The organism is Kineosporia babensis (assembly GCF_021129305.1).
Taxonomy (GTDB): Bacteria; Actinomycetota; Actinomycetes; order Actinomycetales; family Kineosporiaceae; genus Kineosporia; species Kineosporia babensis.
In genome coordinates, this window is record NZ_JAJOMB010000014.1 from 11,394 (window position 1) to 36,687 (window position 25,294).

At 71.1% G+C, this 25,294-nt stretch carries 12 protein-coding genes; 4 read left to right on the forward strand and 8 right to left on the reverse strand.

The features are described 5' to 3' along the window. Window positions 1-15 precede the first annotated feature (15 nt). Genes LR394_RS23735 through LR394_RS23770 form a run of 7 tightly spaced genes read right to left on the reverse strand, consistent with a single transcriptional unit; the run spans window position 16 to window position 17,373 of the window. Window positions 16-2,337 (reverse strand): methyltransferase, encoded by a 2,322-nt coding sequence (locus LR394_RS23735; protein ID WP_231445950.1) that lies wholly within the window; start codon window positions 2,335-2,337, stop codon window positions 16-18. After that, window positions 2,334-3,722 (reverse strand): ABC transporter ATP-binding protein, encoded by a 1,389-nt coding sequence (locus LR394_RS23740; protein WP_231445952.1) that lies wholly within the window; start codon window positions 3,720-3,722, stop codon window positions 2,334-2,336. Before LR394_RS23740 ends, LR394_RS23735 begins: the two co-directional genes overlap by 4 nt. Next, on the reverse strand, window positions 3,719-4,516 hold the full coding sequence (locus tag LR394_RS23745) for an ABC transporter permease subunit (protein WP_231445954.1): 798 nt from the start codon (window positions 4,514-4,516) through the stop codon (window positions 3,719-3,721). Before LR394_RS23745 ends, LR394_RS23740 begins: the two co-directional genes overlap by 4 nt. Then, window positions 4,513-5,442 (reverse strand): ABC transporter permease, encoded by a 930-nt coding sequence (locus tag LR394_RS23750; protein ID WP_231445956.1) that lies wholly within the window; start codon window positions 5,440-5,442, stop codon window positions 4,513-4,515. Before LR394_RS23750 ends, LR394_RS23745 begins: the two co-directional genes overlap by 4 nt. A gap of 1 nt (window position 5,443) precedes the next feature. Next, window positions 5,444-6,979: an ABC transporter substrate-binding protein gene (locus tag LR394_RS23755; protein ID WP_231445958.1), complete on the reverse strand. Its 1,536-nt coding sequence runs from the start codon at window positions 6,977-6,979 to the stop codon at window positions 5,444-5,446. A gap of 45 nt (window positions 6,980-7,024) precedes the next feature. Beyond that, on the reverse strand, window positions 7,025-13,450 hold the full coding sequence (locus LR394_RS23765) for an SDR family NAD(P)-dependent oxidoreductase (RefSeq protein ID WP_331283098.1): 6,426 nt from the start codon (window positions 13,448-13,450) through the stop codon (window positions 7,025-7,027). Further along, window positions 13,447-17,373: a non-ribosomal peptide synthetase gene (locus LR394_RS23770; protein ID WP_231445966.1), complete on the reverse strand. Its 3,927-nt coding sequence runs from the start codon at window positions 17,371-17,373 to the stop codon at window positions 13,447-13,449. Before LR394_RS23770 ends, LR394_RS23765 begins: the two co-directional genes overlap by 4 nt. A gap of 110 nt (window positions 17,374-17,483) precedes the next feature. Between LR394_RS23770 and LR394_RS23775 the strand changes: the two genes are divergently transcribed. Genes LR394_RS23775 through LR394_RS23785 form a run of 3 tightly spaced genes read left to right on the forward strand, consistent with a single transcriptional unit; the run spans window position 17,484 to window position 21,645 of the window. Next, window positions 17,484-18,560 (forward strand): class I SAM-dependent methyltransferase, encoded by a 1,077-nt coding sequence (locus LR394_RS23775; protein WP_231445968.1) that lies wholly within the window; start codon window positions 17,484-17,486, stop codon window positions 18,558-18,560. Beyond that, complete coding sequence (locus LR394_RS23780) at window positions 18,557-20,566, forward strand: condensation domain-containing protein (protein ID WP_231445970.1); 2,010 nt, start codon at window positions 18,557-18,559, stop codon at window positions 20,564-20,566. The genes LR394_RS23775 and LR394_RS23780 overlap by 4 nt, the downstream gene beginning before the upstream one ends. Further along, window positions 20,563-21,645: a saccharopine dehydrogenase NADP-binding domain-containing protein gene (locus tag LR394_RS23785; RefSeq protein ID WP_231445977.1), complete on the forward strand. Its 1,083-nt coding sequence runs from the start codon at window positions 20,563-20,565 to the stop codon at window positions 21,643-21,645. The genes LR394_RS23780 and LR394_RS23785 overlap by 4 nt, the downstream gene beginning before the upstream one ends. A 92-nt stretch (window positions 21,646-21,737) precedes the next feature. On the opposite strand, the gene LR394_RS23790 is transcribed toward LR394_RS23785, so the two are convergent. Further along, window positions 21,738-22,409: an NAD(P)-dependent oxidoreductase gene (locus LR394_RS23790; protein ID WP_231445979.1), complete on the reverse strand. Its 672-nt coding sequence runs from the start codon at window positions 22,407-22,409 to the stop codon at window positions 21,738-21,740. A 484-nt stretch (window positions 22,410-22,893) separates the two neighbouring features. Between LR394_RS23790 and LR394_RS23795 the strand changes: the two genes are divergently transcribed. Next, the gene (locus LR394_RS23795; protein ID WP_231445981.1) at window positions 22,894-25,224 is read left to right on the forward strand and encodes a FlgD immunoglobulin-like domain containing protein; all 2,331 of its coding nucleotides are present in this window, start codon (window positions 22,894-22,896) and stop codon (window positions 25,222-25,224) included. Window positions 25,225-25,294 lie beyond the last annotated feature (70 nt).

Consider the following 25,294-nt stretch of genomic DNA (forward strand, 5'->3'; position numbering starts at 1 on the left):
GGCACCGGGAAGCGGTCACAGCCGGCAGGCCACCACCAGTTGCTGGCCGACCGCCGAGAGCGGGGTTCCCGGTTCCGGCACTGTGCTGAGCGAACGGAAACCGGCTTCGGCCAGTGCATGCCGGCACCCGTCGGGGCTGAGGAACACCGATCCTCCGGCCCGGGCGTCACTTTCCCCGGGCGGGGGCGTGTCGTCGCGCGGCGAGAGCAGGAACTGCATGGTGGCCAGAACCATCAGGTGCTCGCGAGTCGCCTCGGCCACGACCAGCAGCCCACCGGGGGCCAGCAGGGGCTGGATGTAGCGCAGTGATGCGCCGATGTCCTGGGCACAGTGCAGCACGTTCGCGGCGAGCACCACGTCGCTGCCGCCGGCGACGGCGCCCTGCTGCACCAGGTCGCGGTCGACGTCGAGCAGGGTGGTGCGGATCCGCTCGCCCCAGCGCTCCTGTGCCGCCTGGGTGAAGAAGCGTGAGATGTCACTGAAGCAGTAGTCCACGGAGTGGCCCTCGAGCCCGTCCAGGGCGGCCTCGGTGCCCCCGCCCGCTCCGCCACCCAGTTCCAGCACCCGCAGCGGACCACCTCGGGTGGCAGCGGCCTGGGCGAGCACGGATCCGGTTGCTCCGTGCAGGTATCCGTTGCTCAGGTTGCGCCGGTCCTTGTCCAGGGACCTGGCCATGTCGCCGTCAGGGAACAGCATGGCCTGCGCCGGGATCTCGTCCGAAAGCAGTTCCGGCAGGTGTTGCAGGGCGGTGCGGTAGAAGGTGGCCATCCCGGCGGGGTAGCCCAGCGCCGCGCAGGCGCGATCCAGCAGGGGGCCTTCCGGCTCCAGCATGGCCCGGTCGCGGGCCTGGGGCCCGGCCAGCACACTTTCCCAGCGCCGCAGGATCCACTCGTGCCGGGGCGCCACCTTGGGCCGCCCCTGGGCGAGGACTCGCTGCATGGCCTGCCGGGCGATGGCGTCGAGCTGATCGATGGCCGTCGGAATCCGCGACAGTGCCTCGTGCGTGACGGGGATCCCGTCGCCACCGAGCGCGGTGCGTCCGGCCAGGTCAGCGGCCTGCACCGCGGCCCTGGTCGCCGCAGCGGAATGACCCGCGCCGGAGGGCACGTGCACGGTGATGCCGGCCGGGCGGCCGTGTCCCGCCCTGCGCAGCTCGCGGCGGGCCGTCTCCAGAGCGCGGACGCGGGCGAAGGCGGCCAGCGGTTCGTGGGCCTGTCCCTGGGCGGCGAGCGCGCTGGGGGGCAGGGCGGCGGCAGCAACCGGGAGGGCCAGGCTCAGATGCCGGGGTGACCAGGGATCAAGGCCTACGGCGGCGTCCCGGCCGTTCAGGGCTTGGCGCAGGTCCAGCCCGCGGATCGCGTCCGGCTCCGCCGACAGCGGCCGGTGCGGGATGCCGACCACCCGCACCGGGCCGGTCAGCTGGGCCAGCGTCGCCGGGTCGGGTCGGCCCAGCTCCTCCCAGCTGCGCTGGGGGACGTCCGGCGAGGGGCTGTCGCCGACCCGGAAGACCACGTCGTAGCGGTATCGGGTGAGTTCGTTGTCCGCGCTCAGGGTCTTGGCGAAGAAGGACAGCGTCACCGGCCGGGAAGCGGCGGCGGCCACCGCGGCCAGGGTGGCCGGGTCGTACAGGAGTTCCTCGTCCGCCTCAGCCGGATTCCCCGACCAGGCGGCCCAGTCCTCGTGCAGCCCGCTGTGCCGGATGTCGCCCAGCACCAGCGTGCCGCCTACCGGCAGCAGGTCGAGTGCGTCGTGCACGACGCCGGACAGGTAACTGACGTCCGGAAAGCACTGGCTCACCGAATTGATCAGGACACAGTCCGGCTGCAGCGCCTTCACGGCCGCACGGACCTGGGGGAGCCCGGTCTCATGGGCTGAGGCCTGCAGCACCTCGACCCCGGGCAGCCCGGCGGCGCGGTGCCGCTCGACCACGTCTGCGGCCACGTCCAGGCCCAGGTAGCCCTTCACCACCGGGGCCAGACGTCGCAGCAGCATCCCGCTGCCGCAGCCGATCTCCAGCACCCGGGTGGCCCCGGTGGACAGGACCAGTTCCGCGGTCCGGTCCGCCCACTCGCTCATCACCTCGGCCGGCAGCGGCTCACCGGTGTCGCTGGCCCGCCACCCGACAGTCTCCGCCGGTGGTGCTCCACCGACTTCCTGGTAAGTCCAGTCGTAGACCTCGGTCCAGTGGCCCAGATGATCGGCGACCAGCTCACCGGGCGCCGGACGGGCAGCCAGGACAGCCGGATCCAGGTGAATCTGCCAGTTTTCCCCGTCCTGGGTGACCTGCCGGAACCAGGGGTGAACCATCTCTGCGCCGGTCTGGTCAGTGGTACTCATACAGCTCCCTTTTCTGTGCGGATCAGTGTTCCGTCGGCCAGGTGCAGCACACGGTCGGCGCGGTCGAGAACGGCCGGGGAGTGAGTGACGGCGAGGATCGCCGGGCGGGTACCGGTGCCGTGGCGGCCCTCGCGCAGATCGCCGAGCAGGTCGAGAATCCGCTCGGCCGTCACCGCGTCCAGCGAGGCCGTCACCTCGTCCGCCAGCAGGATCTGCGGTCGCCCGGCCAGGGCACGGGCCAGCGACACCCGCTGACGCTGACCCCCGGACAGTTGCCCGGGCCTGCGTTCCAGCACCTCCTCGGCGCGCAGCCCGACGGCTGCGAGCAACTCGCGCGCCTCGGCGCGGGCAGCGTGACGGTCCAGGCCGCGCAGCGTGCCCAGCGGCCTGAGCAGGGCGTCGCCGGCGCGGCGGGCCGGATTCAGCGAAGCAGCGGGATCCTGGGCCACGAGCGCGATCCGGCCCGGATCGGCGCGTTCACGCACCGGCCAGGGCAGAACCTCCCCGGCCGTCCACGCGGTGCCGGCCCAGGGCAGATGCAGCCCGGCCAGCGCTCGCAGTAGCGTCGACTTCCCGCTGCCGGAAACCCCGCGCACCGCAACGAACTCACCAGGCTGCAGCTCCAGCTGGGCGTCGTTCAGAAGCGGCGGCGAGATCGGGTGCCCCAGCCGCAGGTTTGTCACGGTCAGGGCAGCCACCGCACTGTCCGGCCGAGGCCGGTTCTGCGGGCCTGGCTCTGGTGCAACAGGGATTTCGCCGACCCGGACCACGGCGTCGGCCAGACGCCCGGCCAGGGCCTCGTCGTGGGTGACGAGCAGCGTGGCCATGCGCCCGGACCGGGCGCGTTCGCGGACCAGGTCCGCGACCAGTTCCAGCGTGCCCGGATCCAGCGCGCTGGTCGGCTCGTCGAGGACGAGCAGGTCCGGGTCTGCGGCGATCGCCCTGGCCAGGGCCACCCGCTGGGCCTGGCCACCCGAGAGCTGGTGCGGCCGTAGCTGCCGCACGCGCTGCGGATCCAGGCCGACCACGTGCAGCGCAGCGCTCACGTCGCCACCGAGTTCGCCCACGATGCGCGCCACCGGCCAGGCCGGGTGCAGCGAACCGCGGGCGTCCTGGGCGACGTATCCGACGTGCGAGCGACGCCATGCGGCGCTTCGGGCGGGCCGGGGCTGCCCGTCCCACTCGATGCTGCCGCTTTCCAGGCGCAGCCCGGCCGGCAAAGTCCCCAGGGCAGCCAGCAACGCAGTGGTCTTGCCTGCTCCCGAAGGGCCCAGCAGGGCGACGATCGCGCCGCGGGGCACGCTCAGACCGAAATTGTGGACGATGGTGCGGCCCGTGGTGCTGCGCACCGACAGCGAGCGCACCCGCAGTCCGGAGCGGTTCATCGCTGGGCCTGCCGGGCGGCGAAGGCGATCACGAGCGCCAGCACGGTCAGGGCGAAGGCCGGCGCGAGCACGGCGGCCGGGTTCAGCGGCATCCCGGTGAGGTTCTCGCGCAGCATGACCGCCCAGTCGGACGAGGGCGGGGCCGGCCCGTGGCCGAGCACGGCCAGAGCGGTCGCGAGCTGCAGGGCCAGCACGGCCCGGATGCCGAGGTCGGCGCTCAGCAACCCGCGATGGGCCGGGACGACCTCGCGCAGCAGGACCGTGAGGGTCGGTTCGCCGCGGCTCAGGGCCGCTTCGACGTAACCGGTGTGGCGGGCGTTGCGAGTCGCGTCGGCCACGACCCGCAGGGTGAGCGGCGCCCCGCCGAGCACCGTCGCGACGATCACTGGCCAGGGCACCGGGACCGCCACCGCGATCACGAGCGCGACCAGGAGCAGAGGGAGCGCGAGCAGAAGATCGGCACCGGCGGCCACGGCCGAGCCCACCCGGCTGCGGCTCCAGCCGGCCCAGAGCCCGATCACGGCACCACAGGACGTGGCGATGAGCGCGGCGGCCCCGGCCACCAGCGCCAGTTCCCGGCCACCGTGCAGCGTACGGGCCAGGACGTCCCGGCCCAGAGCGTCCGCACCGAGCGGGTGTTCGCCCGAGGGCGGGGACCAGGGCCGGGTGAGCGTCTGGGCCGGATCGACGTCGGTCAGCCACCCACCGCACAAGGCGAGCACCAGGACGGCCGCGGCCGCCCCGGCCGGCGCCCAACGGACGAGCAGGCCCGATCGACGGGCAGTAGGGCTCACGCGTGACTTCCTCGGGGATCGGTAAGAACGGCGACCACGTCGGCCAGCCAGAGGCCGAGGACGACAGCAAGGGCCACGAGCATGGCGACGGCCTGGACCACCGGGGCATCCCGGCTGCCGACGGAGGTGACCAGCAGCTCGCCGAGACCGGCCATTCCGAAAACACTTTCGACCAGAGTGGTGCCGGCGATCAGAGAACCGGTGACGACCGCGAACGAGCGGACCGCCGTGGGTGCCACCGCTGGGACCAGGTAGCGAGCCAGGATGGTGCGCCGGGGCAGTCCCCGCACGCGGGCGTCCTTGACGTGGGGCAGGCCGGTGGCGTCCTCCAGCGCTCCTCGAAGAAGCGCGGCCGTGTAGGCGGCGGTGGGCAGAGCGAGCGTGAGAACCGGCAGGAACAGCAGGTCAGGGCGCGTCCAGGGAGCCTGGGCGGGGAGTAGGGAGACCGGCGGCACCAGATCCAGGGCCACAGAGAAGATCGCCACCAGGACGACGGCCACCACCACCTGGGGGAGCGCGGCCACAGCGGTGGAGCCTGCGCTCACGATCGAGCGCAGGGCCGCCGGGCCCCGGGCCCCCGCCCAGGCCAGCACCGCGGTCAGTGGAACGACCACCAGCAGGGACCCCAGGACGAGAGCCGAGGAGACCCACAGGCGTCCGGTCACCAGATCGGCCACCTCCCGGCCGGTGACCAGCGACCGTCCGAGGTCTCCGGTCAGCAGCCCGGTCAGCCAGTCCGCCCAGCGCACCAGGACCGGCCGGTCGAGGCCGGCCTCGGCCCTGAGCGCAGCCAGTTGCTCGGCGCTGGCCCGGCCACCGCTGCGCACCTCGACGGCGTCTCCCGGGAGCGCGGCGGCCGCCAGGAACACCAGGAGCGAGGAGATCAGCAGCAGGAGCGCTGCCCGCAGCAGCGGCCGGAGCAGCACGTCAGTTCGCCAGCTTGACCTGGTCGACGAAGGCCGTGGCGAAGCCGATGCCCTGGGGCAGGCCGCTGAGCCCGGGAGCGGTCAGGTCCAGCCGGTCACTGACCGCCCAGACCGCGTAGCCACCCTCGTCGCGCAGCCGGGTCTGCAGCTCACCCAGCTGCTCGCGGCGGGTGGCCTCGTCCGGCTCGGCGAGCGCCGTCGCCAGGTCGGCCGACCACTTCTTGTCCTCCCAGGCCGTCTCGTTACTGGGTGAGCCCGGGGTCAGGGCCACCCGGACCACGTCCAGGAAGCCGATCCCCCCGAGATAGCTCAGGTAGAAGGGCTTCTGACCGTAGACGTCCACGAAGTAGCTGTCCGGCGGGGACAGCTCGACCTTGGCCCGGATACCGATCTCGGCCAGTTGCTCGCTGATCAGGGTGGCGGCGGTGTCCATCCCGGCGTAGGCGGTGGTGGAGTACAGGGTGATGTCGACGCCGTCGGCCAGGCCGGCCTGGGCCATCAGTTCCTTGGCCTTCGCCAGGTCCTGCTCGCGCTGCGGCAGGTCCGGGCTGGAGACGTCGGCCGGGGTAATCAGGTCGTTGCCGAGGTCGCCGTAGCCGAGGAAGACGGTGTCCAGCAGTTGCTGGCGGTCCAGGGCCAGGCGCACGGCCTCACGCACCAGCGGGTCGTCGAAGGGCTTGGTGTCGGTGCGCATGGTCAGGGGGTACATCGTCGATCCGGGAATTTCCGCCAGAGCAGCGGTTTCCTTGTCGAGGGTCTGCGCCGCGGTGGCCGGCACAGCGCCGGCCCAGTCGACCTCGCCGGCCAGGAGCGCGTCGGCGCGCGCCTGCGGGTCGGGAATGGCCCGGACCTCGATGTGCTGGGACGGCGGCTGCGGGCCCCACCAGTCGTCGTTGCGGTCGAACAGCGCGGTCTGGGCGTCACCACCGGCCGGCACGAACGGGCCGGAGCCCGCGACCGGGGTCTCGCCGGTGAAGTCGGTGCTGCCCTCGGGCACCACGAACGTGGCACCGGCCAGGGCGATCCCGACCTCGGCGTAGGGCTCCGTCGTCACCAGTTCGAGGGTGTTCTCGTCGACCGCGGAGGACTTCTTCAGGTCGAACATCCGCAGCCGGGCGAAGTTCTCGGCGGCCTTCTCCTCCATCCGCCGCAGCGAGAAGAGAGCGTCCGCGGCCCTCACGGGTTCGCCGTCGGAAAAGACGGCGTCATCGCGCAGCTCGATCGTCCAGGTCGTCAGCTTCTCGTCCGGGGTCCACGAGGTAGCCAGCCGCGGCTGGGCCTCCCCGTCCGGGCCGGGAACGGTCAGCGGGTCGTAAGTCAGCGCCATCCGGACGATGTCGCTCTCACCCGGCAGCAGCCCGTGCGGGTCGTCGGTGGCCACGGTGGGCGAGCCGGGCGCCGCGTACCGCACCGTCTCGGCCACCCCCTCGGCGCCCGTGTCACTGGAAGAGCCGCTGGAAGAGTCGCTGGATGACGAGCACCCCGCCAGCAGGGCGGCTGTCACGGCAGCAGCCAGTAGGGGTGAACGGGATCTCATGGTGGTGCCTTTCCTGATGGGTTTCGGTGAGGAGTTGAGGGAGATTCAGCGGTCGGCCAGGTGCTTGCTCAGCAGTTCGTCGACCAGGGTCACGACGGTGGCCAGGACGGGCGGGCGCAGCATGCCGTAGTGATGGGTGTCCACCCCGTGCACCTGCAGCGGCCCGGCCAGGTGAGCGCCCCATCCCAGGTCCGCCAGCCGCTCGCGTGGGGTGTCGTCCACACCCATGCCGATCCCGGAATTGCGCGGGGACGGCTGGTCGGCCCGGATCAGCAGGGTCTGGGTCCGCGGATCCGCCAGGCGTCCGGGAAGGTGCGCGGCCAGGGCCTGCAGGTGACGGCCGAAGACACCGACCCGGGCGTCGAGGGACTCGTTGCGCCCGAGCAGCCGGTGGCCGCGCAGCCTGGCCGATACGGCCTGTTCCCACTCCGGCCGGGACAGCCGGGAGAGTTCCCGTACCGCCTCCGGGCCGCTGTCCAGGTCGATGTCCAGGAACGCCTCGAGGGCGTGCAGGTGCCGCAGCGTCACCGCCCGGCTGACCTGGTCGGCGTCCGCGCCGGGCACGGCGGTGATGTGGGTGGGATCGTTGGAGTCGAGCATGATCAGGGCGCTGACCACGTCCCCGTCGGCCTGCAGTTGGCGGGCCATCTCCTGGGCGAGGGTGCCGCCCATCGACCAGCCGCCCAGGAGCCAGGGCGATCGTGCGCCCGAATCCCGCAGCGCAGCAATGTACTGCGCTGCGATGGCCGGGACGGTGGTGGCGCCCTCGTCCAGGGCGCCGGTCAGGACCGGATCGGCCAGCGCCGCGACATTGACGTCGGTGTTCAGCGAACGGGCCAGATCCACGTAGCACAGCACATCCCCACCCGAGGGGTGCACCAGGTACAAGGTGGGGGCCTGCGGCGAGGCCTCCGCCCGCAAGGGCAGCACCAGGTCGGCCCCGGTCACCGGCAACGGGGCCGACGGGGCCGACGGGGCACCGACCGTCCAGGCGCCAGGGTCGGCGGCGAGCCCGCGCACGCGCTGCGTGTGCTGGGAAACCATGTCCTGAAGGGCCGGTTCGGGGAACGCTCCGTCGACGAAGTCCCACTGCAGCCGCAGCTCGCCGGCCTGTTCCAGAACCTGGTGGTCCAGCCAGGTCTGGGGGGTCTGGCCGACCGCGTGCACCTGCTCGCCGACCCATTCCAGGGATCCGGAATCCTCGAGCTGGTCGTGAACGCCCAGCGCCCCGGTGAAGACCACCGGCACCGAGTGCTGAGAGCCGGTGCGCCGGGCTCGTTCGGAAAGCACCTCCAGCGCGGAGAACTCGCGGTGGTCCAGATCGGCGAAGAGCTGGTCCTGGGTGGCCCGGGCCCGCTCCAGGAACGAGGCCGGCGCATTGGCCGGGACCTCGTGCAGCAGTAGCGAGGTGAAGTCCCCGACCACCTGGTTGACCTGGGGATGGATGGCCGGGCGGTCGAACAGCGTGAGCGTCACGCAGAACCCCCGGTGCCCGGACCAGTCCGCCAGCACGTCGTTGTACACGGTGAGCAGGACGGCGGTGGGCGTCACCCGGTGCGCCGCCGCCGCGGTGACCAGCTGGGACCACTCGTCTTTGGACAGGCGGGTGGCGATCCGGCGGAACCGTGGTGCACCGGTGGGCTCGGTGACCGGCAGCCGGGGCGCAGCGGGCAGCGTGTCGTAGCGCGAGCGCCAGTACTGCGCCGCGCGCTGCCCGGCCGGTCCACTGCGGCGCGCTTCCAGGGCGGCCACGCAACTGGCCGGATGCAGGGTCAGCTCCGGTAGTTCGACGCCCGGCTCCTCGTAGCACCGGCGCAGCTCGGCCTCGATGATCCACCAGCTGGAGGCGTCACAGATCAGCACGTCCACACCGATCGCCAGCCGCACCCGCCCGCCCGGCAGCCGGGCCGCCTGCATCTGGACCAGCGGCCAGCTGTCCGAGGGCCCGGGCCGGTGCGCCACCTGCTCGCGCATCTGTGCCAGCCGCTCGTCCCGTTTCCCCTCGGAGGACTGGGTGAGGTCAAAGGTCCGGATCCGCAGGGGGCGCACCCGCTCGAGCGTGCGCATCCGTCCTTCCGGGGTGGTGACCGAGCGCAGCATGGGGTGCCGGGCGATCACCGTGTCCCAGGCCCGGGCGTAGCGGGCCACGTCCAGGTCCGGGCAGTCGTACTCCAGATAGAAGTGGCAGGGCACACCGCCGAAACGATGCCCACCCTCGCGCCCCACCCAGTAGGCGTGCTGCACCCGGGTCATCGGGAACGACCCGTCCGGGGCCAGCACTACTTCGGGCACCACGAATTCCGGCTCTGGGGAATGCTGTTGCGCGCCAGATGCCCGCAGTCGCTCGGTGAAGGCGGCGACCGTCGGTGCCGCCAGCAGATCGCGCAGTCCCAGCCGTACGCCCAGCTGTTCCTCCAGGGACACCAGCATCCGCGTACCCAACAGGGAGTGCCCGCCCAGGGCGAAGAAGTCGTCCTCGTCGTCGGTCACCGGAGTGCCGAACAGTTCGCTCCACAACGCGGTCACCACCTGCTGAACCTGGTCGCCGTTGGTGGAACCCGAAATTGAGGACGTCGTCCCTGCCTCCCGGGGGCGGCTCGCCTGAGCGATCCGCGGGGTCAGATCGGACGTCGCCACCGCCACCGTGCTCGGCAGTTCACCCGCCGTACTGGCCGCGAGAAGCCTTTCCAGCGCGGGAAGACCGGTCTGCGCATCGAGGGCGCCGGTGGTCACCAGCGGACCGCCGGCCACCGACCACGCATCCCACAGCACACTGCACCAGTTCGTCGAGGCATCAGGGGCGGCGGCCAGCGCCCCCATGGCGGCGTTGGCCGCCGCGTACCCACCGATCCCCAGCCCACCCAGCAACGTGGTGGCCGACGACATCAGCAGCACGGTCTGTGGCCGGTCCTGGGCCGGGAGCGCCGAGATCGCCTCGCGCAGCACCCGCGCCCCACCGAGCTTGACGCTCAGGTGCGCGGCCAGCTGCTGTGCCTCGAGCGCGTCCAGGCGATCCAGGCTCGCGCCCTCGACCACACCGGCCGCGTACACCACGACCTTCAGCCGCCCACCTGCGCTCAGCCGCCCGAGCAGCTCCCGGGTGCCTTCGGCATCGGTGGCGTCCAGCCGGTACTCGGTCACCGCCGGGTGCGCGGGAGTCTCGGCCAGGTCACCGCGCTGACCACCCCGCGTGGTCACCGCCACCTGGTAACCGCGCTCGGCGAAGTGCGCGGCGATCAACCGGCCCACGGCGCCACGCCCGCCGATCACCAGAGCCTGCGGCTCCTCCAGCGGGGCCACGGGCAGCGCCGGAAGTTCCGGCTGCCAGGACACCAGCGTTCGCTGCCAACGGGTCCGGCCCCGCAGAGCGTTCTCGGTACCCGCGGGAGCCGGGTCGTCGGCCAGCGCGGCGGCATGAGCCAGCACAGCGCCGATCTCGTGCTCCACCGTGCCGTCGAGGGCCAGGTCGAGCGATGCCCAGCGAAGACCGGGACGTTCCTGCCCCAGGACGCGGGGCAGGACTCTGATCGCGGCGGTAGCGGGCGCCGGGGCCGGGTCGCTGGCGACCTGCTCACCGCCCCGGGTGACCAGCAGAACCGCCGTGGGTGAGTCGTCGCCGGGCGCGACGGCCTGGGTGAAAGCGGTCACGGCGTCGAGCACGCTGGCGTCGGTACCGTCCGGTGCCTGGTCGTTCACCACGATGACGCCGGCCAAGCCGTCCTCGGACGACCCGGCGGCGAGTTGAGCGCGCAGCCCGAGCGCCAGTTCACTGTTACCGGCCACTGTCCATCGACCAGACGGAGTGACCCGGCGTAGCGGGGCCACCGGCCGCCAAAGGGGCAGCTGCAACGGCTCGTCCGGGGTGACACGTTCGTCATCGGGCTGCTGGGTGCTCGGCGGGTCGATCCAGGCGCGACGTCGCTGGAACGCATACCCCGGGACCTGGACCCGGCGACGGCCGGGGCCGGTCAGGACGCCGGGCTGAACCGGGACACCGTGCGCCCACAACTGGCCGAGGGCGTGCCGTACGGTGATCTCGGCCGGCTCTTCCTCGTCGACGGTGAGCAGGGTGGCGCGCACACCGGCGAGCTTGTGCCGGGCGGCCAGCCCGGACAGGGAACCACCCGGGCCCACCTCGACCAGCACGCTGGGGCCGGTGACCGCCGCGCGCAAAGCGGCGGAGAAGAGCACGGTGCTGCGCAACTGGGCCACCCAGTGCTCCGGATCGCCGAGCGTGGCACCGTCGGCCGGCTGCCCGGTGACCGTGCTGATCAGCGGTACTGCCGGGTCCGAACCGGTCAGGCCGGTCAGAGCGGCCCGAACCTCGGGAAGGGCCGGATCGACCCGCCGCGAGTGCATCGCCGCGTCCAGGCGCAGCAGCGTGGCCCGGATCTGCAGACCGGTCAGTTCATCGGCCAGTGCGGTGATCTCGGCCATCGGCCCGGAGACCAGACTGGAACCGGGGGCGTTGACTGCCGCCAGGTCCAGTTCCGGGTGGCGGGCGAGCCTTTCCAGAACTTCGGCCTCGTCCAGTTCCACGGCCAGCATCGCTCCACCGCCGGCGCTGCGGCCCGCAGCCGTGCAGCGGGCAGCGACCAGCCGTGCACCGTCGGCCGGGCTGAGAGCACCGGAAACCACTGCGGCGGAGCACTCTCCGAGGCTGTGGCCGATCATCACGTCCGGTTTCACCCCCCAGTGCTGGAGGAGGGCGGCAACCCCGACCGAGACGGCGTGGATCACCGGGACGGCCCGGGCGACGTCACGCACCCAGAACGGTTCCGAGGACGTGAAGGAGTCCCGGACATCGGCACCGATCAGGGGTTTCAGTAGTTCGGCGGTCTCGTCCACGGAGGCAGCGAAGACCGGTTCGGTGCGGTACAGCGTGGCGCCCATCTGGGCGTGGTGCCCGCCGGCGCCGGGGAAGGCGAAGATCACGCGCGGAGCGGAGGACGCGGCGTGGACCGGTGGTGCGGGCGGCTGGTCTCCCACGATGGTGACGCGGTGCGGGAGCTGGGCCCGGCCGTGGGCCAGGGTGTGGGCGATGTCGGCCGGTTCCGGTGCAGCAGGATCGTCCGACCAGGTGCGCAGGCGTTCGGCGGTGGCGACCGCAGCCGGTGCGGACGCGGCCGAGACCATCATGACCTGAGGGCGCGGCTGCGGGGTGACGGGAGTGGTCGCGGTCTCGGGGGCGGGCCCGAGCAGGACGTGGCAGTTGGTCCCGCCGATCCCGAAGGAGCTGACCCCGGCGAGCGGGGGTCCCTCCCAGGGGCGGGTGGTGTCGAGGACGTGGAACGGTGAACGGGCCAGCTGCAGCCCGGGATTGGCGGGCCGGGAATTCAGGGACGCCGGCATGGTGCGGTGCTGGACGGCCAGAACCGCCTTGATGAACGAGGCGATCCCGGCCGCCGCGTTGGCGTGCCCGATGGAGCTCTTGACCGAGCCGAGCCCGCACCAGGCCGGACCCGAACTGCCGAAGACCTTTCGCAGCGCGGCGACCTCGATCGGGTCGCCGATCGGGGTGGCGGTGCCGTGGGCCTCGATCAGCCCGACCTGTCGGGGATCGGCTCCGGCCACGGCCAGGGCCTCGGCGATCACCCGGGCCTGGCCCCGCACGGACGGCGCGGTGAACCCGGCCTTGTCGGAACCGTCGTTGTTGACGGCGGAGCCGTGCAGGACCGCCAGGATCGGGTCATGATCGGCCAGCGCGTCGTCGAGGCGGCGAAGGACCACCGCACCGACACCCTGGGAGTACACGACCCCGGTGCCGCTGGCGGCAAAGGGACGCACGACGCCGTCGGAGGAGAAGATCCCGCCGGGTACGTGCACGTATCCCCGGCCCTGCGGAACGATCAGCGAGGCTCCGCCTGCGACCGCGGTGTCGCATTCTCCGGCGGTCAGGGACTGCACCGCCAGGTGGATCGCGACCAGTGAGGTGGAGCAGGTGGTGGCGACCGAGATGGCCGGTCCGGTCAGGCCCAGGCGGTAGGCCACCTGCAGCGGCAGGTAGTCGTTCTGCGTCGACAGCGTGGTCTGCATGCTGCCCAGCGGATCTGTCCCGCTACCGGTCGGATCCCAGCGGTCCGCGAGATTGCTGGCCAGGTAGGAGCTCTGGGTCGCTCCGGCGAAGACACCGACCTGGCCCGCCTCGACGCCGGAGCCGTGGCCGGCGTCCTCCAGGGCGGTCCAGACCGCCTCCAGGAACAACCGGTGCTGCGGATCCAGCAGCGCGGCCTCGGCATCGGTCAGGCCGAAGGGGACGGGATCGACGAGATCCTGCCCCTCGATCAGGCCGACCACCGGGACGTGCCCTGGGTGGGAACGGATCTGGCGTGGCACGGCGGCCAGTTCCTCGGTGTTCAGCCGGCGAAGCCCACTTCGTCCCTCGGACAACAGCGACCAGTAGGCGGAGGTGTCCGAAGCGCCGGGAAAACGTGAGGCGGTGCCACAGACTGCGATCGGGATCTGGCTCACCCGGCCACCTCCAGCGCCCGGGCACGCGCCGCGCGACGCTCGGCCGCGGGATCACCGGTGGCCGGTTCTGGCGGCAGCGGTGGTGCCACCGGTAGGTCGGGTACTTCCGGGGCGTTCAGGTGCGCGGTGATGCAGCCACTCAGTCCGCGTACCGTCGGGTGGGCGAACAAATCCACCACGCTGAGACTTGCGTCAATCTCGCCGCGGAGGCGGCGGTGCGCCAGCACCAGGGTCAGGGAGGTGGCGCCGAGAGCGAAGAAGGGCGTGTCCGGGTCGATCAGGGGGATCTCCAGTAGTTCGGCGAAGACGGCCTCGATCGCGGCCTGCACGGCCGGGTCCGGGGCACGAGTCGCGGAGGGTGGCGAGACCAGGGTTGGTGCCTGGCCGGTCGATGCCTCGACCGGGGGAGTGGTTTCGGCCGGGGCACCGAGCAGCACCTCGACCAGGCCGGAGCTGCCGAGCCGGGCCTCGTGCGGTACCCGGGCCTGCTCGAGCTGGTTCTGGATCCGGCGCGCCCAGTCGGAGGCGGCGGCCAGGGCCTCGGCCGGGCCGAGTTCGCCCGGCTGGACCGTCAACTGCAGTTTCAGGCCCCGTCCGGTGGCCTCGCTCCAGGCCGTCTCGAGGGACCAAGGGGTCAGCGGCCCGGTATCCGGTACCGAGGCGGGCTTCGGCTCCCGAAGATAGGGATTCGGCAGGGCGTTCGGGTCGACCTTGCCGTTGGCGGTGATCGGCAGTGCGCTCTCGTGCACGAAGCGGCTGGGCACCATGTACTCGGGCAGGTGCGCCCGCAGCGCGGCGACCAGGTCGGCATCGCTGGGCGCGGCACCCGGTTCGGGCACGAGATGGCAGACCAGCCGGGGACGTCCGTCGGGTCCGGTCACCGAGCGGGCGACCGCCTGCCGTACCCCCGCGAGGCGGTCCAGGGTGGCCTCGATCTCGCCTAGTTCGATGCGGTGACCGCGGATCTTCACCTGGCGGTCGGCCCGCCCGAGGAACTGCAGAGTACCGTCGGGGCGCCATTTGCCGAGGTCGCCGGTGCGGTAGACGCGGCCCAGCAGCGGATGCTCGACGAACCGATGAGCGGTCTGCTCGGCATCACCGAGGTATTCACGGGCCAGGCCGTCGCCACCGATGTGCAGTTCACCGGTCTCACCGACCGGACTGGGCGTGCCGTCCTCGTCGAGGACGTCGATGCGCTGACCACGCAGCGCCCGGCCGTAGGGGATCGACGGCCAGGCCGGGTCGACGTCCCCGATCGGGTAGCAGATCGACCAGATCGAGGCCTCGGTCGCACCGCCCAGGCTCACCACCAGCGCCTGCGGGGCCAGCGCCCGGATCCGGTCGGGCAGGGTGACCGGGACCCAGTCACCCGACAGGAACACCAGGCGCAGCGTCGACAGCGCCTTCCGGGCGGTCTCGGTCTCCAGTTCGGCGTACTCGACCAGCATCTCCATCAGGGCAGGGGCGGTGTTCCACACCGTCACCCGGTGCCGTCCCATCAGTTCCAGCCAGTGCTCGGGGTCGCGGGTGTGCGCCGGCTCGGGCAGTACCAGGGCACCGCCGCGGCCGAGCAGGGCGTAGATGTCCCACACCGACAGGTCGAAACTGGCCGCCGACAGTGCCAGGACGCGGTCGTCGGGGCGCAGCGGGAACCGCTCGTCCAGGTCGTCCAGGGTGGTGCGGGCCGCCTGGTGCTCGATCGCAACTCCCTTCGGGGTGCCGGTGGAGCCGGAGGTGAAGATGGCGTAGGCCAGATCCGCGGGTTCGGCTGCCCGGAGCACCGCCTCATCGCCCGGGTCCCCCTCCGGCGGTACGAGGACCCCGTTCTCGTCGAGCTGGTGAACCGTTACCGATTCGGGCCATTGGCCGGGATCAGCGCCGGGCCCGACGAGGGCGTGTCGCAGATCTGCTCGTGCGCACACCGACTCCACCCGGGCGGCAGGCCATTCGGGCTCGACCGGGACGTAACCGGCGCCACTGGCCGAGACCCCGAGCAGCGCGGTCACCAGGGGCGAGCCCTTCTGCGCGGAGACGCCCACCAGGTCGCCCGGCCCCAGCCCCAGGGCGGCAAGGGCACGGCCGGTGGCGGTACTGCGCCGGGCGAGCACGCCCGCGGTCACCGGGCCGGAGGCACCCAGGAGGGCCGGGGCGTCCGGCCGGCGCTGTGCGGCAGCTCGGAACGGGTCGTCCAGCAGCGGCCCACTGTCGTCGAAAGCATCTGCAGGAACTGGGCTCTGAGGGAGGAAGGTCGGGTCGACGGAGAGCTGAGGGTCGCTCCAGGCGGACTCGTCGGTGGCGAGTTGCCGGAGAAGCTGGGTGTGTGCGTCGCGCATCCCCTCGGCGAATCCGTCCGGGAGCGCGCCGTCGCACACGTCCCAGCACACCTCCAGCGCACCGCCGGCGTCGGTGACGATGTGGTCGATCAGGACCTGAGGGCTCTGCGAGACGCCGAAGACCTGGGTGCCCAGCCAGTCGGTGGCCGGGGCGTCGCTCAGGCCGACTCCGCTGGTGAAGACCACGGGGTGCCGCGGCACGGGAAGGCCGCTTTCGGCGTCGTGGTTGCGGGGGAGCACCTCGACGGCCGAGACGGCGCGATGGTCCAGGTCGGTCCAGAAGCGCTGGTTGAGCGCGGTGGCGAAGCTGACGAAGTCGCTCCAGCCGATCGCTCCCACCTCGACCAGGACCGTGGTGGTGAAGTCTCCCACCACCGAGCCGGACCCGGTCGGTTCGTCCTCGTCCACCGGGCGGTCGAAGAGCGTGGTGTTCAGGCAGAACGGTTCCGCGGCGCCCCATCTGCGCAGCACCAGGGCGTAGGCGGCGAGCAGGAGCCCGGTCGGGCTCAGGCCTCGCCGGCCGGCCTCGGCGCGCAGTTGTTTCCAGGCCGCGGCGCTGAGCCTTCCGGTGTGCCGGGTGACCCGGGGGACTCCCATCTCGGCGATCGGCCGGGTCCAGGGGAGGGCGGGCCCCGAGGGCAGTTCGGCCATCCGGCCCGACCACCAGGCAGCGTCTGCGGATCGGCGCTGCTGGGCCTGGACATCGGCTCGTCGCCGGGCCTGAAGGTCGGCGAAAGTGTCGGTGAGAACGGGAAGCTGGGCTTCGGGATCGGCGCTCAGCGCTCCCCACTCCCGCATCAGCAGCAGCCAGCTGTGCAGGTCCAGGGCCAGTACATCGACACCGAGGAAGATCCGGGTGCGGCCGTCGGGCAGCAGCGCCGCGCGGATGTCGAACATCGGCCAGGCATCGACCGGGCGCAACTGGTGCGAGCACTCGTGCCGAAGGTCGGCCAGCCTGCGGGCGGCGGTGGCGTCATCGTGGTGGCGCAGATCCTCGGTGGCGATCCGGTACCCGGGGACGTCGGGCAGGATCCGCTGCCGGGCATCCGGCCCGACCGTCATCCGGAGCATCGGATGCCGATGCATCAGCTGATTCCAAGCCTGGGAGAGGCTTTCGACGTCTTCCCGGGGATCGCCCGCCGGCTCACGGTCGAACTCGTGGTAGTAGAAGGTCCCGACACCACCCAGAGGGAACGCCGGGTCCCGGCCGACCAGATAGGCAGCCTGGATGGGAGTCAGGGGAAAGGACTCGTCATCCGGGTCGCCGACAAGGTCGACGGCAGGGACCTTCTCCAGCGCGTCGGATGGCAGGGCAACAGCGCCGGCCTCTTCGTCCAGGACCACGCCCGCGGCAAGTGTACGGGCGGTCGCGGCTCCGAGGAAGGCCGTGAGTGGCAGGTCTAGATCCAGGTCGGCCCTCAGGCGGCGGCGAAGGCGCACCGCAGCAAAGGATTCCAGGCCAAGAGAGGTCAGGGATGCGTCTGCGTCCAGTTCATCGGGGTCGGCCCCCAGCACGTCGGAGAGGCACTCCAGTACCTCGGACACCGGGACGATGTGGTCACGACCGGGCTGTGGGTCGGGGGTGCTCACGGTGATCCTCCCGGAGGGTGAAGCTTTGGGTGAGAATGGTTATCATCCTTACACGATCCAGGTTCCATGGGTAATGGTAATCATTCTCAAAACGTGGTTAGTATCGGGGTGTGGAAGAAGCGCTCGCTGCGGCAGTGGCCGACCTGGACAACCTCGTCCTGCTGGGTCTGGCGGAGTTTCTGGGACGGGAAAGCGACTGGCCGGGACCGGATGTCGATGCTGGCCAGGTGGCCGATGCCGTGAAGGTCGAGGCCCGCCACCGGTGGGTGGTCGGCCATTGGCTGAGCGAGCTGGACCGGGCGGGCGTGCGCAGCAGGCCCTCGCAGCGCGAGCTGCGAGCCGCACGCCGGGCCTGTGCGCCGGCTCTGCTGCGCCTGGGTTACGGCCCTGCGCTCGGTGACCTGCTGGTGAACTCGCTGCGGTTGCTGCCCGAGCTCCTCACCGGTGTCGTGAACGTACAGACCCTGCTCTATCCGGACGGCGACGTCGCGACGACCGAGGTGGCCTACCGGACCAACGCGGTCAGCCGGAACCTGAATCAGCTGGCCGCGAGCCGGGCAGCGGAGACGGCCCGGCGCTCGGGCCGCGCGGTCCGGGTGCTCGAACTCGGCGCGGGCATCGGAACAACGGCCGCCGACCTGCTGCCTGCACTGGGTGGGACTCCCGCCGGCATCGGTGAGTACCGATACACCGACCTGTCCAGCTTCTTTCTGCACCACGGTCGGGAACGCTTCGGATCGGCCCCCTACCTGCGGTTCGAGGTGCTCGACATCGACGACATCGGACCGGAGAACATCGAGCAGCTGCAGGTTTCGGGACTGTGCGACCTGGACCTCGTGGTGGCCGGCACGATGGCGCACAATGCTCGTGACGTGGATCGGCTGGCCGCAGGGCTGACCGGGATCCTGGCCCCCGGTGGCCGGCTGATCCTGATCGAGCCGGTCCGGGAACACGCCCAGTCGCTGACCACGATGCCGTTCGCGCTCTCCACCGCTACCGGCGCCCCCCGGCGGACCGACCTCAGAGCCGGAACCACCCGGACGTACCTGAGCGCCCAGGAGTGGACCGACGTCCTCACCGGGGCCGGATTCAGGGTGGATCCGATTCTCCCGGCCCCGCACGACCCACTCCGCGCCTTCTCCCAGGCCCTCATCACCGCCACCAACGACCAGAGGAGATCGCAGTGAGCAGCACCCCGGCCGCCCCGGCCACCCCGGAGACCAGCCCGGAGACCGTCCCGGACGAGGACCGCCTGGAGGTCAGGCTCGCGCGGATCTGGGCCGCCCTGCTGGATCTCGATCCAGATCGCGTGCCGACGGACGTGAGCTTCCTGGAAATGGGCGGTGACTCGGTTCTTTCGGTCCGGCTGTCCGCACAGGTGCGGGCGGCGACGTCGGTTCAGCTGGCGCTGGCGGACGTCCGGGTGGAGATCACCCTGGACGAGTTGGCCGCCCTGGTCCGCCGGCGCTCCAGCGACGCCCCCTCGGCCCGCGATCTTCCCGCACAGATCACCCCGCGGGCCGACGCCACCGCCGAGTTCTCCCTGCTTCCCCTGCAGCAGGGGTATTTCGTCGGCCAGCAGGACGGCTGGGAGCTGTCCTACGAGTCGGCGCACTACTACCTGGACTACGGTCTGATCGGGGTGGACGGGGACGATGCGCCGGAGGCGCTGGCCGACGCGGTCGCCCGTCTCGCCGAGCACCAGCCGACCCTGCGCGCCCGGATCACCCCGGACGGACGACAGCGTCTGCTGCCGCTGGACGCACCGGGCGCGGTACCGCCGGTGCAGGTGCTCGACCTTCGCGACCGTGAACCGCAGGACGTTGCGAAGGAACTCGGTGACCTGCGCCAGGCGATGAGCAGCCGCGGTCCGGACCCGGTCAATGCCTCGGCGCTCGACGTTCGCCTGACCCTGTTGCCCGGCGGCGAGGGCCGTCTGCACCTGGGGATGAGCCTGCTGGTGTTCGACGGCTGGTCGGCCGGTGCGATGAACCGCGACCTGCTGGCCTTCCTGGCCGACTGGAACGCGGTCCTGCCCGCGCTCGAGATCGATTTCGGGGACTACGTCAGCGCTCTGGACGGGTTGCAGACCTCCGAGGCCTGGCTGGCCGACCGGGACTGGTGGTGGGCCCGTCTGGACACCCTCCCGCAGCCGCCGGCCCTTCCGCTGATCGCCGACCCCCACGACGTGGCTCCGGTGACCATGGGCAACCGGGAGCACCGGTGGTCGGACGAACGCTGGTCGGCGGTCCGGGCCCAGTGTTCCGAACGCGGGGTGACACCCTCGACGGCGATGCTCACGGCGTTCTCCGTGGTTCTGGCCCGATGGTCGGGCCACCACCGGCTGCTGCTGAACTCGCTTCAGCTGAACCGTCTTCCGTTGCACCCCGACGTCCACCGGATCGTCGGTGCCTTCGCGGCCACCATGTTCCTGCCGGTGGACCTGACCCCGGGCAGCACCTTCGCCGAGCTGGCCACCGGAGCGCAGACCCGTTCCGGTGAGTACATCGCGCACAACCTGATTTCCGGCGTCGAGGTCGGCCGGGAGCTGGCCCGGCGGCGGGGCACCCGCCGCCCGGTGGGACCCATCGTCTTCCAGTCCGTCCTGGGCGTGGATGCCGCGATGGGCGGTCGCACCTCCACAGACGCCGGTCCGCTCGGTGAGACCAACGTGACCGACTACAGCCATCAGCTGCGTACCCCCCAGGTGGCCCTGGAACTACGCTGTTTCGAGATCGGGGACCAGGTCGTCACGGTTTTCTCGCTGGTCGACGAGCTTTTCGAGGCCGACCAGGTGACCCGGGCGTTCGACGAGTTCATCGCGATCGTCGACGCCCTGGCCGAGCCGGCCGGCTGGTCGGCGATCCCTGAGCTGCCCGAGGACAGCGAGCCCTCGAACCCCGCGGACGGGGAACTGCGGCTCGGCCTGCTGCCGGAGGCGGCGAGCGCGACGCACACCGGTCCGCTGGAGGACGACCTGGAGATGACCGTGGCCGAGGTCTTCGAGGATCTGCTGGAGGTGCCGGTACTCGACCGTGGTGCCGACTTCTTCGCCCTCGGCGGAGACTCGCTGCTCGCGGTCCGGGCGGTCACCCGGCTGGCCCGGGCCCTGGGCACGACGGTTCCGGTGCGGGACTTCCTGGCCGACCCGACAGTGGCCGGCGTCGCGCTGATGGTGCGGGCCGCCCGGTGAAGCCCCTGATCGGGGTGCTGGGTGCCTCGGGCGAGGTCGGGCGCGTGGCGGCCGACCGGATCGCCGCGGCCGGGCTCGGCCGGTTGCGGGTGGGTGGCCGTGACCGGGCCAAGGCGGAGAAGGTGGCCCAGGAACTGCCGCTGGCCGCGGATGCGCCGCCGGTGGAGGTGCAGGCGGTCGATCTCGACGACGACGAAGCGCTGGCCAGGTTCTGCGAAGGGTGCGCGGTCGTCGTCAACTGTGCCGGCCCGTCGTACCGGGTGCTCGACCGGGTCGCCCGGGCGGCCTGGGCAGCCGGCGCCGATCACGTCGACGTCGGTGGTGAACTGGTGGCCCGGGACGCGCTGGCGAGCTCGGCGGACGGGAAACGGATCGCGATCTTCTCCGCCGGGGTGATGCCTGGGCTCTCCGGCCTGCTGCCGCGACTGCTGGCCGTGCGTCCGCTGCGGCGGATGGAGACGTACGTGGGAGGTGCTGCCCGGTTCACGTCGATCTCGGCTGTGGACGCTCTGCTCACCCGAGGCGATCGGTTCGGGACTGCACAGGCGTCCTGGGTGGACGGGGCGATCCGCCCGAACGTCCTGGGCCCGCTGCGTAACGTCGTCCTTCCCGGGTTCCCGCAGCCGATGCAGGCGCTACCGTTCCTCACCACGGAGGCCCAGGAACTGCCGGCCCGAGAAGTCAGGGCATACAACGTTTTCGCCTCCGACCGGATCCCCGCGGCACTCACCCAGGCCTGGGCGGAACTTCCGGTTGGCGCCAGTGCCGAGGAGCTACGGCCGTACGCCCCGGACGTCGTGTCGGCGGCGGATTCGGACGTGGATGAGTACGGCGCGTTCTACGTGCTGCTGGTCTCGGCGCGGCCTGAACCTGGCGGTCCGCCGGGGCCGGGCCGCGTGGTGATGCGGGCCACCGACTCCTACGCCCTGAGCGGGGTGGTGATGGCGGCGGCGGCGCGAGCCGTCCTTGAGGGAACGTTGGTGCCCGGATCGCATCTGGCGGCCGAGGCACTGGACCCCTTCGCTGTCGCCGAGATCCTGCGCGCGGATCCGCTCGTGCACGAACTGACCGTGGTCTGAGGCGGGGCTCAGGCGGGTAGTCTCGCCACCGGAGGAGCGCCGGGCCCGACATTCCGGAGCCCGGCAGATGACCGAGAGTTCCTCCCCGGCCTTCAGTACGCCACCCGGACGATTTGCTGAATGTCATCCTGCCGGGTCGCCGACTGCACCATGAAGTGCGCCAGGTCGGCGCGGGAGATCGCCCGGCCGCCGGGAATGTTGTGCTGCGCGTTGGTCCGGTACTGGCCGGTCAGCTTCCGGTCCAGCAGCCGCGGCGGCCGGACGATGGTCCAGTCCAGGCCGCTGGCCCGGACCTCGTCCTCCATCACCGCGAGATCCTCGTAGATGGTGCCGAAGAAGACCTTGATGATCGGCGTCATTATCCGGCGCATCATGAAACTGTCCCCCGGGTCGTTGTTTCCAGGCTCCGGCCGGGCCGGTGAGGGCGTGCTGCCCACCGGGACCGCGCTGATCACGATCAGTCTCCGGGTGTTGGTCTCCTTCATCGCCCGGATGATCATGTCGGTGCCCTTGGCCACGACCCCGGCCGCTGCCTCGGCCTTGGACCGCGGCCCGAGGCAGGACAGGACGGCGTCCGAGTCGCGGACCGCCCCCTCTAGGGTCCCGGCCTCGACCGTGTCCAGGTCGGCTCGGACCACCCGGACATTGCGAGTCAGCCGATCGGGGTTACGGACCACCACGGTTACCTCGTGCCCGGCATCCACGGCCTGTTCCACAACCTGCTGACCGGTACCACCCGTTGCGCCGAAAATCGTCAACCTCATGGTTCGCTCCATCCAGACGCGCTCTACCTGGCGTGGTTCTGATCAACCCGACTGCGACGAGGCCCACCTTGTAGGGCCAAGACAAACCTCCTTTCTGGGCGTGTTCTCACTATACGACCAGCATTCTGGGGTCTCGGAGGGTTCGGTCATCTACCACTTCGGCGACCGCACCGGCCTGCTCACCGCCGTCATCGAGGACGGCGGTGAGCAGTTGGGCGCGACCGGCCCGAGAAAGGCATCCGGGCCAACATCTATGTCGACGGGGGTGAGAACTGCCTCAAGCCGTGAAGTTCCGAGACGTCGCTCTTGATGAGAGCGAGGGCCAGGTGGGGACGTCGGTCAGGCCCTTGCGATGGGCGGTTCACCCGGGCGGGCCGAACGCGTGCGTCCAAAAGCTTCTGCGTCCCGGCGCGGCGATCGGCTAACCGGCCAGTTGGCGAGCAAGATCCTCTCCATCAGCCGTCTCGGGGGATGCGGAGATCAGATGAAGCTCAGGGCCGGTGCGGCAGTGGCGGCGACGATGGTCGCGACGCTGGGATTCCTGCCGCTGAACGCAGAGGCGAAATCGTCCGATGTTGTCGCGGTTCTCGGGCATCCGGCCGCGACCGGGCTGTCGCTTCTGGGCGCATCCACCGGTGGGGTGGTCGTCCGGCAGGAGGGCGCCCTCGGGCAGTCGTTCGACGCCAAGTTCTTCAGCGGCGCCGAAGGTGGCCAGCTCGCCGAACGACCCGAACTGGCATCGTCACCGGCGCAGTCCACGTCTCCACAAGTGCTGGCCGTCAACGGGACGACGCTGGCCTGGCAACACGAAATTCCCGGGGCCGGGGTGCACCTGTGGCAGGTCCACCGGATGGACGTGCGCACCGGCAAGGACGTGAACGACGGAAAGATGCCACAGGCCAACGGGTTCACCAAGGCCGGCTGGCTGAGCACGACCATCGCCAACTTCGCCAGCTGGCCCTTTCCACCGCCGACACTGAAGCGCTATCAGCAGAATCCGGACAGCGAAGTACTCGCGTCCACCCCGATCGTGGGCGTTGACCAGTTCAGCGGTACGGCCGCGAACGACGAGTCCGCCATGCTCTTCGCCACCCGCGAGCTCACCGACCTCAACGAGTACGACGGCGAACCGCGCTACAACCTCGACCTGCTCGATCTGAACGCCAAGACGTCCACCCGCCTGGTGGACGAGAGCGAAGAGACGGTGGTCGCGCTCGCCCTCAGCCCCCAGACGCTGGCCTGGGTGACGCGCTTGGACGACGGGGACGGAGTGACGCCGCACTACACCGGCCCAGCCGTCGTCCATATCAAGCCTCGTAACGGCAACGGGCCCGTGCGCACCTACATCGAGTCTGCGGCGCCCGAAGGCGCCATGAAGATCGCTGCGACGGATGCCGGCGTGGGGTACGTCGTCGAGAAGGACGGCGATACGCGACTGCGGTTGGTGAAGGCCGACGGTTCCGGCGCGACGTCCGTCGACCTACCTGATGGCAGTTCCGGCGTCGCCGCCGTCGGCTCCAGGTTCCTCACCGCGGTTGGGGGTGCGGATGCTGTTGCTGGGATCTACAGCGTGAACGGCACCGTGGTCACGCGCACGGCCACCGTGCCGAGCGCGACCTACCCGATCGGCAGCATGGCGCTCAGTGCGGGAGTTCTGCATTACACAGACGGCTCGGAGCCCGGTGAGTCCGATACCTTGTGGCGGCGGTCGGTTTCGGGCAAGAACCGGCCTGTTCTCGGTCCCATCTCCTCGGTGGCCGAGGTCCCGGCCGAGTCCAGTTCCACCTACCCCGGACCGCCTCTGGCTTTCTCGGCCGGTCGTGGGCTGATCCGCAGTACCTCGGACGGCCGGGGGCACCTGATCGATCGCGGGCAGGAGACCGGGACGATCCCGACCCAGCACGGCAAGGTCTCCGGCCCCTACACGCTCAGCTCCGGCAAGGTCTACCGGCCCGACGGCGAACTGGTCTGGTCCGAGCCGGCCACGGGCGAGGGCACGTCCGCCACCGACGACATCTTCGGTGCCACCCTCGTCTACGCCCGCCAACCGGAGCACGGTGACGCCACGATCTGGGTCGTCCGGGACCTGGAGAATCCTCAGCCGCAGCAGCTCGGTACGGTCTACCGCACCGACGAATCCTGCCGTAACGCGCCGCAGGTCGCGGTCTGGGGCGAGACCGTGATCTGGGGTAGTGGCTGCGGTGGCGACGGCCTCAATGTGCGGAATCTGCGAACCGGCGGCTACCGTACCCTGTACTCCCTCACCGGCCTGACCGGATTCACCCTCGGCGAGGGTGTCCTGGCCTGGCAGACCCTGGCCGGCACCAACGTGCTGAACCTCCGGGCCCCGGACGATACCGCCCCGGTCGTCCTGCCCGGCCCGTCGATGCGGATCATGCTCGACGACCACCGCATCGCCCGCCAGCAGTGGGCCCGTGCCAAGACCACCTACGACATCCAGCCGCTGCCCTTCGACGAGAAGTACGCCCCGCGCCTGATCGCTCCCTACGTCACGGGGGGCTTCACCCAGGGCAAGTCGTGGAGCCCGCAGTTCGACTTCACCAAGCCGCTGAAGGGCGTCAAGCTCACCATCAGCGACAGCACCGGCAAGACGGTGCGCAAGCTCGAGGGCACTGCTCCCGACGGCAGCATCCGTGACCTCAGCTGGGACGGGCGCAACGCCAAGGGCGTTCGAGTGCCGGTCGGCGTATACCGGTGGGAACTGGCCGGGCGGGCTGACGACGGGGACGGTCTGCTCACGGATGCGTGGGGGAGGGCGAATGTGCGCGGGAAAGTGGAGTTCACAGCCTCCTGAGCCGACAGCAGATCAGGCGGACGACTGGATCGCCCGGTAAGTCCGAGGGCTCTGATCTGCCCCGGGTTGG

Excerpts from the sequence above, each read along its gene's own strand:
- LR394_RS23735 (WP_231445950.1), bottom strand. The coding sequence starts at position 2,337 with ATGAGTACCACTGACCAGACCGGCGCAGAGATGGTTCACCCCTGGTTC.
- LR394_RS23790 (WP_231445979.1), bottom strand. The coding sequence starts at position 22,409 with ATGAGGTTGACGATTTTCGGCGCAACGGGTGGTACCGGTCAGCAGGTT.
- LR394_RS23795 (WP_231445981.1), top strand. The coding sequence starts at position 22,894 with ATGAAGCTCAGGGCCGGTGCGGCAGTGGCGGCGACGATGGTCGCGACG.
- LR394_RS23755 (WP_231445958.1), bottom strand. The coding sequence starts at position 6,979 with ATGAGATCCCGTTCACCCCTACTGGCTGCTGCCGTGACAGCCGCCCTG.
- LR394_RS23740 (WP_231445952.1), bottom strand. The coding sequence starts at position 3,722 with ATGAACCGCTCCGGACTGCGGGTGCGCTCGCTGTCGGTGCGCAGCACC.